The 12,158-nt window shown below is 49.3% G+C and carries 10 protein-coding genes; 3 read left to right on the forward strand and 7 right to left on the reverse strand.

The features are described from left to right. Nucleotides 1-2 precede the first annotated feature (2 nt). The 3 genes from ACO0K9_RS19100 to ACO0K9_RS19110 are packed head-to-tail and all read right to left on the reverse strand — an operon-like array spanning nt 3 to nt 2,537. Nucleotides 3-269 carry a DUF4212 domain-containing protein gene (locus tag ACO0K9_RS19100; protein WP_422987673.1) on the reverse strand — a complete coding sequence of 89 codons (267 nt, stop codon included), beginning with the start codon at nt 267-269 and terminating at the stop codon, nt 3-5. Next, nucleotides 256-1,815: a sensor histidine kinase N-terminal domain-containing protein gene (locus tag ACO0K9_RS19105; RefSeq protein ID WP_422987674.1), complete on the reverse strand. Its 1,560-nt coding sequence runs from the start codon at nt 1,813-1,815 to the stop codon at nt 256-258. Before ACO0K9_RS19105 ends, ACO0K9_RS19100 begins: the two co-directional genes overlap by 14 nt. After that, nucleotides 1,812-2,537 (reverse strand): response regulator, encoded by a 726-nt coding sequence (locus tag ACO0K9_RS19110; protein WP_422987675.1) that lies wholly within the window; start codon nt 2,535-2,537, stop codon nt 1,812-1,814. The genes ACO0K9_RS19105 and ACO0K9_RS19110 overlap by 4 nt, the downstream gene beginning before the upstream one ends. A gap of 397 nt (nt 2,538-2,934) precedes the next feature. Between ACO0K9_RS19110 and ACO0K9_RS19115 the strand changes: the two genes are divergently transcribed. Both ACO0K9_RS19115 and ACO0K9_RS19120 read left to right on the forward strand, forming a co-directional pair. Next, nucleotides 2,935-3,318: a BlaI/MecI/CopY family transcriptional regulator gene (locus ACO0K9_RS19115; protein WP_422987676.1), complete on the forward strand. Its 384-nt coding sequence runs from the start codon at nt 2,935-2,937 to the stop codon at nt 3,316-3,318. After that, complete coding sequence (locus tag ACO0K9_RS19120) at nt 3,308-4,606, forward strand: M56 family metallopeptidase (RefSeq protein ID WP_422987677.1); 1,299 nt, start codon at nt 3,308-3,310, stop codon at nt 4,604-4,606. The genes ACO0K9_RS19115 and ACO0K9_RS19120 overlap by 11 nt, the downstream gene beginning before the upstream one ends. A gap of 237 nt (nt 4,607-4,843) precedes the next feature. On the opposite strand, the gene ACO0K9_RS19125 is transcribed toward ACO0K9_RS19120, so the two are convergent. The 3 genes from ACO0K9_RS19125 to ACO0K9_RS19135 all read right to left on the reverse strand — a co-directional run bounded on the left by ACO0K9_RS19125 (nt 4,844) and on the right by ACO0K9_RS19135 (nt 7,829). Beyond that, complete coding sequence (locus tag ACO0K9_RS19125) at nt 4,844-5,284, reverse strand: NIF family HAD-type phosphatase (protein WP_422987678.1); 441 nt, start codon at nt 5,282-5,284, stop codon at nt 4,844-4,846. Nucleotides 5,285-5,425: 141 nt separating this feature from the next. Then, nucleotides 5,426-5,875 (reverse strand): hypothetical protein, encoded by a 450-nt coding sequence (locus ACO0K9_RS19130; RefSeq protein ID WP_422987679.1) that lies wholly within the window; start codon nt 5,873-5,875, stop codon nt 5,426-5,428. A gap of 175 nt (nt 5,876-6,050) precedes the next feature. Next, nucleotides 6,051-7,829, reverse strand: coding sequence for a DUF4132 domain-containing protein (locus tag ACO0K9_RS19135; RefSeq protein ID WP_422987680.1), 1,779 nt, complete (start codon nt 7,827-7,829; stop codon nt 6,051-6,053). Between the two features lie 639 nt (nt 7,830-8,468). On the opposite strand from ACO0K9_RS19135, the gene ACO0K9_RS19140 reads away from it, so the two are divergent. Beyond that, complete coding sequence (locus tag ACO0K9_RS19140; protein WP_422987681.1) at nt 8,469-8,762, forward strand: hypothetical protein; 294 nt, start codon at nt 8,469-8,471, stop codon at nt 8,760-8,762. A gap of 108 nt (nt 8,763-8,870) precedes the next feature. On the opposite strand, the gene ACO0K9_RS19145 is transcribed toward ACO0K9_RS19140, so the two are convergent. Then, nucleotides 8,871-11,288: a hypothetical protein gene (locus tag ACO0K9_RS19145; RefSeq protein WP_422987682.1), complete on the reverse strand. Its 2,418-nt coding sequence runs from the start codon at nt 11,286-11,288 to the stop codon at nt 8,871-8,873. Between the last annotated feature and the right edge of the window lie 870 nt (nt 11,289-12,158).

Raw genomic sequence — 12,158 nt, forward strand, 5'->3', positions numbered from 1 at the left:
GATCAGGGCCCTGTCTGTCTGCGGCCTATCCAGGCCATGCCCAGGGAATAAGTGGCCAGCAATATGACAAAACTCAGGGTCAGGCCCTGCGCTGCCATATAAAAAGAAAAGGGCCAGCCAAAAAAACTGATATTGCTCAATTCACGCGCAAAAAACAGGACCGTGAAGCTCAGCAATGCCCAGATCAGTAGCAGGCAGGATGTCAGGCGTTTGGTATAGCGCCAGTACGGCCCGGGGCCGGCGGGCGGGATTTTTTCAGGAATGCTCATAACCTGCCTCAATGGAAGTTTCATCATGCGGATTAAGCTTGAAGGCAACCCTGAACAGGCAACCGGGGAAAGCCACATCCTGCGGGTGGGGGTTGTCGGCAATTTCTATGCTGGCCTGATGCTGGCTGGCGATTTCACGGACAATTGCCAGCCCCAGGCCGCTACCCTGCACATTGCTACCAAGGATGCGATAAAAACGTTCGAACACATGTTCTCTTTCAGCCACGGGGATGCCAGGACCATTGTCTTCCACCTCCAGCAGGGCCAGTGCCTGTTCCTGGTCAACGATTACTTTGACGGTAACACTATGTTCTTCTGGCGTATAACGTAAGGCGTTGTCGATCAGATTGCTTAACATTTCCCTTAACATCAGGGGATTACCAAAAATCAGGACCGGTACATCTTGCTGTTCAAAACCGAGGTCGATTTTTTTTGAAAATGAAGTCTGTATCCAGTCATGCACCACGCTGCGGGCGAGGTGGTTCAGATCCAGTTGTTCCAGCGCCTGGGTGGCGGGGGTTTGGTTTTCTGCTCGCGCCAGTGTCAGTAATTGATTGACGAGACGCGTTGCCGCTTCAGAACTGGTGGCCAGTTGCAGTAGTGATCTATGTATCTCACCCTGATCGGTCTGGCGCAAGGCCAATTCTGACTGCATGCGCATGCCAGCCAAGGGTGTTTTCATCTGGTGGGCGGCGTCGGCGATGAAACGTTTTTGTATGTCTATGGTTTGGGCCAGACGTTCCAGCATTTCATTGAGGGATGTCACCAGGGGAGTGATTTCTTCGGGTACCTGACGCGAATCTATGGGACTTAAATCATCAGGACGGCGTGCCCGTATCCTGTGCTGCAATTCGGCCAGGGGGGACAGGCCACGGCTCAGTGCAAACCAGACCAGTGCCAGTGCTATCGGCAGGATAATGAACTGGGGCAAGATCACCCCCTTGATGATTTCATTGGCCAGCAATGCTCTTTTTTCCAGCGTTTCTGCAACCTGTACCAGTGCCAGGTGCGGCGCGCCATCGGCTTGTCTGCGATTCGCCTTGTTCAAATCTATATAACTGTACGCAACCCGGATATCGATGCCGCGCAGGTTTTCGTTTCTTAACTGTACGGTGCCGGTTTGTGGTTTGTCTTCTTCCGCAGGGGGTGGCAGGTCACGGTCACCATCTATGATTTCGCCCTTGCTGTTCTTGATCTGGAAATAAATATTGTCGAGATCGTCGGCACGCAGGATGTCGCGCGCCGGGCTGCTGAGTTGTGTCAGTACCTGGCCATCCACTTCCTTGACCTGTTGCGACAGCACCAGCACATTGTCTTCCAGTGCGCGGTCAAAGGGCTGGTTGGCGATGGATTTGGCGACCAGATAAGTGATGGCAATGCTCATGGGCCAGAGCAAAAGCAAGGGGGCCAGCATCCAGTCCAGGATTTCACCAAACAGGGAACGCTGGATTTTTTCTTCCACTGGCCGGGTCAGGCTGTCATCCGCTGTTGCAGCTGTGTTCGCAGCCGCTTTTGTCCTGAACCTGTTGCCTGGTCTTGCCGTCATTTTTGTTCAGGCGGAGCCGGGGGTGTCGATTGCGCTGTTACTGGTGGCGTAGCGACAAAGAATTTTTCCAGGCAATAGCCAAGTCCGCGCACGGTGGCGATGCGTACACCATCAATTTCAATTTTTTTGCGCAGGCGATGAACGTACACTTCTATCGCATTATTGCTGACCTCTTCACCCCATTCGCATAAGTGATCCACTAGTTGTTCTTTCGAAACCAGGCGCCCAGTACGTTGCAACAGCACTTCCAGCAAGCCCAGTTCGCGTGCCGACAGGTCCAGCATCTGTTCATGGATATAGGCGATCCGGCCCACCTGGTCATACGACAAGGGACCATGCTTGATGACCGTTGGTCCGCCACCTGCGCCACGTCTGGTCAGGGCCCTGACGCGTGCTTCCAGTTCTGACAGGGCAAAGGGTTTGGCCATGTAATCATCGGCACCAAGATCCAGACCCTTGACCCTTTGCTCCACCGAATCTGCCGCCGTCAGTATCAAGACTGGCAGGCGTGAGTTGCGCGCCCGCAGGCGGCGCAAGACTTCCAGCCCGCTCATTTTGGGCAGGCCAAGATCGAGTATGAGTAAATCGAAATCCTGAGTGGACAGGGCAGAATCCGCTTCCTGGCCATTGTTGACACAATCAGTGGCATAGCCGGATTGCCGTAGTGAACGGGTCAGTCCGTCGGCCAGTACACTGTCGTCTTCTGCTAGCAAAATACGCATGATGAATTTGATCCAGGTGGTTCGTCTCGTTTGTGGATGCCAATGTACACGGGTATCAGCTCCGCCTGGCGGCATCTCTTTCTATTCTGGCATGGCGTCATGTTTTACGCCTCATGCAGACACAACTTTAACCCAATATCGTCTTTTTGCCAGAATTACCCTTGCATATATTTTTGCAAAGGCAAATATATGTCGCTGTAGGGCTTCAAAGGAACTGCCCGACGCGCTAATCCACTACAAACCTGGCTGGGGGGCAGGCTTATCTTTTGCCCGCAACAGGATAGACAAGTAATTGCAAATTCTCACTTGACATGAGTGATTACAAGTGTAATCATTGATTATCGATTACATCTGTAAATGCTCGTGCAGATGCTGTCGCAAAAATACAGGAAAGAGAATGCAAATGAAAACCATCGCCATCAGTGAGGCAGAATCCATCGTCATGGAAGCGCTGTGGAAAAAACAGCCTTTGTCGGCCGAAGAAGTATATGCCGCAGTGCTGGATCAGCAGGAATGGCAAGAGGCTACCGTCAAGACCCTGCTGAACCGGCTCTTGAAGAAGGGGGCAATACAGGCGGAGAAAGACGGACGCCGGTTTTTATATACACCTCTGCTTAAGCGTGAGCAATGGATACAATCAGAGAGCAAAGGTTTTCTTGACCGCATGTTTGACGGCAGAATTGCTCCACTGGTGGCGCATTTCAGCCAACAAAAGAAATTATCAAAGCAAGATATCGCCGAATTGAAGCGCCTGATAGAGGAGCTTGGTGATGGCAAATGAATTCTTGAACATGCTGATACAACTGGGTCTGGCATCTACGGCACTGGCATTGCTGGTGTTGGCGCTAAGACTGCCTTTGCGTCATTATGCGGGTGCTGAAATTAGTTACAAGGCCTGGCTGATTTTGCCACTGACCATGTTCGCCATGCTGTTGCCGCATCGTGTTTATCAGGACAGTTTCACTGGCTTGTCCATACCCATTGCGCAACTGGCGGGCGTTGCAGATGCAATCGAGTTACCGGCAGGGCGTAACTGGTCGAGCCTGGTATTGTGCTTGTGGCTAAGCGGTAGTTTCATCATGCTGGCCTGGTTGGTCCTTCAGCACCATCGCTTTTTGCGTAATCTGGGCGAATTGACGAAGCACCAGGATTTTTATCTGGCGCGCGGCATCGATGCCGGGCCGGCACTGACCGGCTTGTTACGGACCAGGATTATTGTGCCGGGTGATTTTTTTCAGCGCTACACCGCTGAAGAGCAAGCCTTGATTATCGCGCATGAAAAAATCCACAGACACCGGGGTGACCTCATCGCGAATACCCTGTTTGCGCTGTTGCAGTGTCTGTTCTGGTTTAACCCCGTCATACACATCGCTGCCAGGGTTTTTCGCTTTGATCAGGAACTGGCTTGCGATGCCCGTGTGATTATTCAATACCCGCAGGCTCGCCGTACTTATGCCGAAGCCATGCTGAAGACCCAATTACATTTCACCGTCAGCACTACTAGCACCATCAGCACCATTGCCTGTCACTGGCAATCTCATCATCCTTTAAAGGAAAGAATCATGCATTTACATCAGGCTCACCCTTCTTTGTTGCAACGCATAGCTGCTTATTTTTTGCTGTTCGCCGTTGGTGGTTTTAGTGCGTATAGCGCCTGGGCTGCGACACCGGCAAGCCAGGTCAATGCAGACAACACACCCGGACTAGCGAAGGAAACAGTGCAGGCAGATAGCTATCTGCTTGCTACCTCCATCACTGTGGGTGGGAAAACCTCCAGCCCCCGTATCCTTGTCAAGCAAGGCCGCGAAGCCAGCTTTACCGTCAGGATGGATGAGCAGCAAAGCAAATGGGATTTCAGCTTTACCCTGAAAACGCCCACCACTGGCAACACACAAGACGCGGTCATGGTGGAGATGATCGTTAAAAAAGATGGGGTCGTGATAACCAAGCCTAGCCTGTTGGTCAACCTGGATCAAGCAGCAAAAGTCCAGCAACGGACGCCGGAACACTTGAATGATTTTGATCTCTCACTCACCGCCAGCTTGTTGAAGAAAGGTGACAAGTTTTAGTTGTGGTGTATCTGCTTTGTGCCTATGCTGTCCTGCAGTGATGGCACACCCTTGCATGCTCAAGGCCACAAGCTACCCTTTTGGTATCTGGTGAAACACGCAGATGGATGGGCCGTGTTTGAAGATGACTGTGCTAGCAATGAAAAACGCAAACCGCGTGATCCGAAAACAAGCAAACCTTGGCGAGTGCTAAGGCCATCTTCGTAGCTGCAAGTGGAGCATGGATAGCAAGGTCTATCAAGCCACCACAAGTGTTTCAAGTTTTTGCAAGACTTTGAATAGTCCTGTGTCGTCGTCCGGATACGGATAATCAAAATAATCTATCTGCATCCACTGCGCTTCTTGCCCCGGGTGCAGATATTTTTCAAAATCATCTACTAGCACAATATCTGATACCAATGCAGCGGGAACAAATTCCAGGTTCTTGGTTTCGCCTTGCCAATTGATGTATTCGATATCCAGAAACCATTCTGGCGCGACATTTTCTTCAACCAGCAATCTTGCAATTTGCCTGAATTTATCTTCCCGCACCGTTGTGAACATCACCATCCTGGGAAATAGCAACGCGCAACGATTCAGGAAATAATGCAGACCTGGTCGTGGTATCTGACTCATTGCATTGGAGATCAATGTGCCTTCAAGATCCAGTGCCAATATAGTTGGGTTCGCTTTTTTCATTGCTTAAATCAGTGTGCATGGTGCAAGGCAGATATTGGCGGATAAAGAACGGATATGCACCATTCACAGCCAAGTATGCAACGATGGGATGTGATTGCTTGCTTGAAACTATCTTGCTGTCAGGTGCAAAATATTGGTGATTCATGAGTCATGACAAACAACGCATCCGTGAGCGTGAAGATAAACACCATGCTTTTCGCAGACCTTAAATTCGGTAGGCATGCGCTCCAACTTTAACTCCATAACACGATCACTATCGACGTGCTCAGGTGCGAATTGGTTCACCATTTCGCGAAATTCTCGAAGGCTCTCCAACACCCACTCTTCCTTCGGCTTATAGGAGAGTTTATCCCACCCGTTCTTGGAGTATGCCGAATCGATCGCAGCAAGCACAAACGCTTTGTCGCCATCAAACGACTCGTGTCTCCAAGGTAGGTCGCAAACATCGAATCCGACGATACCCGACCCGCAAACGCCTTGGTCGTGCGAGGCGAACCAAATTGCCAGTGCACGTTGACGGTCGGTTGTCGCCAGCGTAGAAGCGGAAATCGACAATACAGAAATGAATACCGACGTCAATCCGTTGTTCATACAAACGTCCATCAGATCGGGGCGAAGACTGTAAGAGATTATGTTTCCCATCTTTCTTTCTACCACAAAGTTACAGTTTATGATTGAGTCTGCAAGTTATAACGGATCAAATACAGGTCGATGCAAAAGAGCGTATGAAGGCAAGGTTCAAACGCTTCCTTTAAAAACAATCAAATTAGTCCTTGACTGCTTCCAACAACTCCACATCCCGTAAAATTTCACTGATCAGAATCGGGTCTAGGCTCGAAAATGAAATCGGCCGATATTGTTTCCTCGTATTGTCCCGATTTAGTATGATCCCTTTCGGTTTAAGGCTGTACTTTTCAGCACTACTGCAAATATACATGCCGGTGGAGAATAATAGACTGATGTGCACGTCTTCGCTGAATACCTTGCTGAGTGACTTAATTCTCCAGGCCGCCGTGTCGCGTTTCCAACCACGTTTTCCGACAGACATCAAGCTGTCGATTGACACCGCATTGCGGAAGTACCGTTCGTTGATATCCGAACGATCATGTTCTGTGAACTCTAATGCAAAACATTCACGTTTCAATTGATTGAATGGTTGCAAGATTGCGTTGTTGGCGAAGACCCCGCAAAACGCTGCCGCCACCGTCTCCGACATTTCCAGTCTGTGCGCAACACTCACCGCCGCATCATCTTGCAAATTATAGAGCACGTCGTGCTGATCAACCAATGTCCAGTCTTTAGTGACCCGGAAGCATTGCTTTAGCACATCGCCATCATATGCGCCCCAGACGATACTGGTCGCGAGCTGTCGCTGCAAAGGATGCAGCAGGAAACAACGTTGAAACTCGGCGCTTGTCCAGCGCTTGCGGGACGTCATATCCCGTTCGAGGCGCATGATTTGCAGACGCACGGCATATCTCGCTTCACTTTTTAATCGCTGGAAGCGCTCGCCCGCTGCGTTCGCAAGTATCGCGTCGTCTGATTCAATCGGTTTCGGCAAATCCATAAGTCGATGGCCGTTCGCGTCCTTAAGGCATGGTTTCGGGCTGCTTTCGAATTCGACATGAAAACTGCGCGCACCGAAGTCCAGTACCAACGTGCCGTCCGCGTCGAGTCCAAGATCCGGTGCCACGCGCGTTAAATCGGTTCGTGCGGCAAGTGCACCCTCAGCGAACCTGAGATTATTGACCAACATTCTCTTGACGCTGGCGTGTCGCACCACTCGCAATGCCTCCCGCAATGCCTGTACACTTTCCGGCGTCGGAAAACGCTCGATCGAGTGGCCCAGTGCAATTGCAAACGTTTGCGACGGCAGTGACTTGCCATTGATAGGCGCAATGCACGCTCTCTGAAGCAACTCGACAATTAGATCGGCATACCAGGCTTCATCGCGTAACGCGGCGACACGTGCGGCATAGGCAGTGACATGGCTGTCATGGATTGAAAACGCAGTTCCGGCGTAATAAGGAATCCGACCGGAGTGGATGTCAGCAAGGCGCTGGCTAGCAAACAACAGCGCCTTGTGTGCAAATTCGACATAGGCCGCGTCATCGCAAAGAGCCGGGACCGGGTCAGGAAAGAACGTGCCGCCGCCGGGCTCTAACCAATTGCGAGGTGAAGTCCATAGACACCATCTCAACGCTGCGATTGCGCTCGCGCCAGCCGGACCCAGCTTCGGAAGCATGTCGAATTCAAGCTGTAATACCGGCGAATTGTCCCGATTTGCGCTCAAAATTTGATGCATTTTCGTGACTGCCGTATCGCCAAGCCGCACCGCGAGATAGTAGGCGGCATAGTAAGACGGTGAATAGTAAGATGAGTTTGGATCGCAAGAATTTTCCAGGGCACGCCCAATTAGCCTGCGCAGCTCGCTTGACGCGGCATCAGACAACTGACCGTGGAAATCCATAAGTAATTCAAAGGCCGTGATACTTTCACGTATTTCGTGCAGATTGCCAAACAGGGCTTCCGAATCCGTAGTCATTTGAAGTATAGGAGATCACATTAATTTGAGCCGGCAGTTTCAAAAATTACTGCCTTTGATTGATCGGACACTGTTCTGGGAAATTCAGTTTTAAAAAAAGCCTATCTGAATATTCGGCTGGAAAATCCCAAAAGAATTGCTAACGTATTATCAAATTTCCGGCAGGTGTAAAGGGCAACTAATGGCCGTTTGCAGCCATTCACAATCCTAATAAAAAGATAATAACTCAATGGTTGCGCTGCGCAAGAAAATCCTTCGTTGACCGGGCAAGTGTGAAATGCGAACTCATCGCAGCTTCTAAATGCGAATTGGTGGCAAGGTCGATGCGAATATGCAATTACTGGTATAAATGCAACTTATTCCTTAGATATCGAGATTCTTAAGTAATTTGATGTTTTTCTTAAATAGCGCAAACTCCAGCACAAGCTTCAGGACCAACCAACGAAGAGGAAGCACTAGCGGACCTAAATGCTGGCCGTTTCGCCCTAGCGCTTTCCGGCGACAGTTCCTGGCTGTTCCATGTGGACGATCACAATGTGCTGCACAGGGAAACGACGGGAGTGTCGAAAAATCGGGAAACAGTCGTTGACTTCCAATTCAACTACGAGATCTTCACCGTCTGGTAAATCAAAGTGAGCTATGGAAACCACAAAACCCGATCAATTTTTGTTTCGCTACAGCCAGACGGACACAAAATACCGCATAAGTCGGGCAACGACCGTGAGATTGGCAGAAGCGCTAGGCTTAAGTGGTGAGACACAGCTAATTCACTATGCTTTGCGCAAGCTGGCCTATGAGATTTTGCCGGGATACGAGGCCGACGATGGAGACCTGACATCAATTCAGATGCAAGCTATACGTGAAGCTGTTCAAAAGGACAAACCGGGATCTGTTAAGTCAAGCCTGTTTGATCGTAACCAAGCATTTTTTTGACACCAAAGGGAGCCTGTAAAAATAGTTGGCTTCATTTGAAAGTAGTCCTTCACGATTGGACTATTATAGTTTTTAAAATAGAAATTTTTCCTGTTGGCTTGCAGCATCTCATGGCAGGCTGAGCATAAGTATCGCGTTCCCGCTGATCAACGCCATACTCTTCGGACCCAGCATGAGCAAACCGCGAGGTTCGTCAAGACCACCCAACCGACCTAATTTGGTGCCGGTAAAATTGGCCACACCAGCAACCGTAGTGACAACTCCATTTGGTGTTAATTTTCGAATAGTTTGATTGATTGCAAAGTACACGTTTCCTTGATCATCAACTGCCAAGCTGCCTGGCATGTAGGTATAGCCATCGCCGATGGCATTAAAAAATTTATCAGCGTTATGGCCCCACGTGGTCACTGCAACGGAAGGGCTCATCTTACGTATCGCCTCGCCGTCACTGATAAAGATATTGTCATCTTTATCGATAGCCATTCCTTCTATCGAATTAAAGCGCGCGTCAAGCCCTTGACCATCCATGCCCCCTTTTGTGCCGTCAATCCGTTGTTTCTTTCCGGCGATAGTGGTGACTACGCCAGCTTTATCAATTTTGCGTATCGTTTGTTTGGAAGCAATAAAAAGATTGCCAGCGCTATCAATAGTCAGAAAGTAAGGGCTATCGAAACGAGCCTCCTCACTGACACCATCAATCTGGCCACTTTGGCCGGCCATTCCGGCGATAGTCGTCACTTTACCCAGAGTGTTGATCTTACGAATGACATTATTTCCCATGTCGGCGAGATATAAATTTCCAAGGGTATCCGCAACGATTTCCCCGGTTGAATGGAACTTGGAAGACGATGCCGCACCATCTCTATAACCGATACCGTCCTTCCCTGAGACGCCAGCTGCGGTGAAAACAGCCCCGTCAGTTGTAATTTTTCGCACCACCCCATTGCCACGATCAGAAACAAACAAATTGCCTTGTTTATCAAGCGCGAGCGACATTGGATTGCTAAATCGTGCGAAGGAGCCAATGCCATTTATTGCCCCAGTTTTTTCTGCTTGACCAGCAATCGTCGTGACCTTGCCTTGCGGGGTAATCTTACGAATTAAATGATCATCGGTGACATACAAGTTACCTGCCTTATCCAGGGTCGGATTGCCCGGAGCATGAAATTGCGCTAAGGTGCCGACACCGTCAGTATGCCAAGGGTCTCCTTGACCAGCCAGGACAGAGACTCTTCCCTCTCGATTAACTTTCATCATAACGTGACCGCTATTTAAATAAAGATTGCCCGCATTATCGATAGCGACACCGTCCGGGCGGGACGTCTCTGTCATGTCAAAAGATCCCTTGTTATCTGCGGTCGGGATCAGTTTCAGGCTAGTCACCACACCTTCTTGCGTCACACGCCGTACCGCAGCATTGTCGTCATCCGCCACAAACAAAACACCCTGGTTATCTATGGCGATACCCTTGATGAAGCCAAAGCGCGCGTTTAAACCTTGCGCATCGACATATTCCTCCTTACCTGGTCTACCTGCGAGGGTAGTGACATTACCTTTTGGCGTGATCTTTCGCACGCAGTAGTTCGCGGCATCCGTCACATAAACATCGCCTTGCGCACTCACGGTAATGCCCATAGGGCGGCCAAAGCGCGCAACCTTGCCTTCGCCATCTAGCCAGCCAGACACGCCAGCAGTGCCTGCCAGTGTGGTGACTTCCCCGGATGGACTAATTTTGCGTACGGTAAAGTTGGCAGAATCAGTGATGTACAGCGCCCCTTTTTTATCAATAATGATACCGGTAGGATATTTAAATTGTGCAGCTAAACCGGGGCCGTCAGCACTACCCGGGTAGCCCGCTTGACCCGCGATGGTGGTGACTACACCTTGCGGCGTAATTTTACGTATGGTGTGATTGGGCGTATCCGCCACATAAAGATTACCCGCTTCATCCGACGTAATGCCTTTGGGGTTAATGCCTATGTCACTTTGCGCCGAACCAAATTGTGCTTGCAAGCCAACACCATCAGATGAGCCGCGGCCATCGATGCTACCGGCGATTAGACTCAGCGCACCGGGTGTAATGACAGGTTCTTCTTTTGGTTTTTTTTGTGGATAGGTGGTCGCATGAAACTCGCCCCCGGCACCAAGTGTCAGTGTTTTCAATTCTTCAAAATTTCGCTCGTCTCCAATAAAAATAATATGACACCCAGAAAGATTTTGATCAGAAATCAAAGCAAGAGCAGACTGCAAATTCCTAAAATTTGTAGTATTGTCCGGTCCCCCAACTATCAGATTTTTCTTTTCTTTTGCGCACTGCAGTAGACTTTTGCTAAAACTATTCGAAGTTTTCTTAGGATCGCTACCAGCGGCAAATAACACTGAGTTAAATGTTTTCGCTCCCCCTCCAAGCAATTTCACTACAGCGGGTTCAACAATTCTTCCGTCATATTCATTTAGCTGTTGTGAAGAAGCGGAAGCAGAAACAAAAGTAAGGACAAAAAATATTAGTAATAGCCTAGATTGCATGAAAACCCTTTGTGCGCATATGAATAACCTTTATCCAGCTCGCTACAGCCGAAAAAACACGATCCGCGACCTACGTACGACGGATAACCATTTAAGAAATGGGAAAATGCAATGAGAATTTTTCATTTTACCAATGAAGTTGATAAAATAGAAATTTATCTCGGCCGGCAGCTAACACCCTAATGCGGCATCCGAATCAAATCCTGGAATTTAGCAGTATGGCGTTTGTGATCACTCAACAAATATATGGTTGAACACATAGTCGTTGTGCATTTTTAGCGCGCACTCAATTTTGACCAGCTGGTCAATATTCGGTGCGCGTCAACACTCGGTCGCGCTGTTCAGATAGCGCAGCGCTGATACTTTCAGGCCCTCGGATGTAAGCTATACGCAACGGTCTATGCTCGTTTGTACTCGCGAACTGGTCAACGTCTAACAGAATGGGTGGTCAGACCCCAATGGATTTATTGGTCAAACTAGTCCGGTACATGCAGAAAAACCGCCACAACGCAGTTGGGGCGGTTTTGCGTTAGCCCTGTTTATGTGGTTTCAATGGCTTGTCAACGAACTGAGGTTCCCTCGATATTTCACTTGAGTGTAGCTCAAAACAGACAGTCTATTTAATTTTGCTGCACTTTGGATAACAGTAAGTTCATGCGCAGGCAAAAAATAAGCAAACGCATTTCTTTAGAAAAATGCGCTGATTAATAAAGAAAATTTGTCGACAGCACGACTAATCCATACAAAACAGCCATCATCAAAAATAAGGATGCGAGAAATTTCCATGTGGAAATGCCGAGCCTGCTGCGAGAGAAAATTCTTTGCTTTAGCCGCGATGCGCGCAAATTATTCGCTGTTAATATGGCGATC

It is taken from the genome of Undibacterium sp. Ji50W, from assembly GCF_049340445.1.
Taxonomy (GTDB): Bacteria; Pseudomonadota; Gammaproteobacteria; order Burkholderiales; family Burkholderiaceae_D; genus Undibacterium.

Coding starts and splice junctions, on each gene's coding strand:
- ACO0K9_RS19105 (WP_422987674.1), bottom strand. CDS start 1,815: ATGACGGCAAGACCAGGCAACAGGTTCAGGACAAAAGCGGCTGCGAAC.
- ACO0K9_RS19125 (WP_422987678.1), bottom strand. CDS start 5,284: ATGAAAAAAGCGAACCCAACTATATTGGCACTGGATCTTGAAGGCACA.
- ACO0K9_RS19120 (WP_422987677.1), top strand. CDS start 3,308: ATGGCAAATGAATTCTTGAACATGCTGATACAACTGGGTCTGGCATCT.
- ACO0K9_RS19110 (WP_422987675.1), bottom strand. CDS start 2,537: ATGCGTATTTTGCTAGCAGAAGACGACAGTGTACTGGCCGACGGACTG.
- ACO0K9_RS19100 (WP_422987673.1), bottom strand. CDS start 269: ATGAGCATTCCTGAAAAAATCCCGCCCGCCGGCCCCGGGCCGTACTGG.
- ACO0K9_RS19115 (WP_422987676.1), top strand. CDS start 2,935: ATGCAAATGAAAACCATCGCCATCAGTGAGGCAGAATCCATCGTCATG.
- ACO0K9_RS19145 (WP_422987682.1), bottom strand. CDS start 11,288: ATGCAATCTAGGCTATTACTAATATTTTTTGTCCTTACTTTTGTTTCT.
- ACO0K9_RS19140 (WP_422987681.1), top strand. CDS start 8,469: ATGGAAACCACAAAACCCGATCAATTTTTGTTTCGCTACAGCCAGACG.
- ACO0K9_RS19135 (WP_422987680.1), bottom strand. CDS start 7,829: ATGACTACGGATTCGGAAGCCCTGTTTGGCAATCTGCACGAAATACGT.
- ACO0K9_RS19130 (WP_422987679.1), bottom strand. CDS start 5,875: ATGAACAACGGATTGACGTCGGTATTCATTTCTGTATTGTCGATTTCC.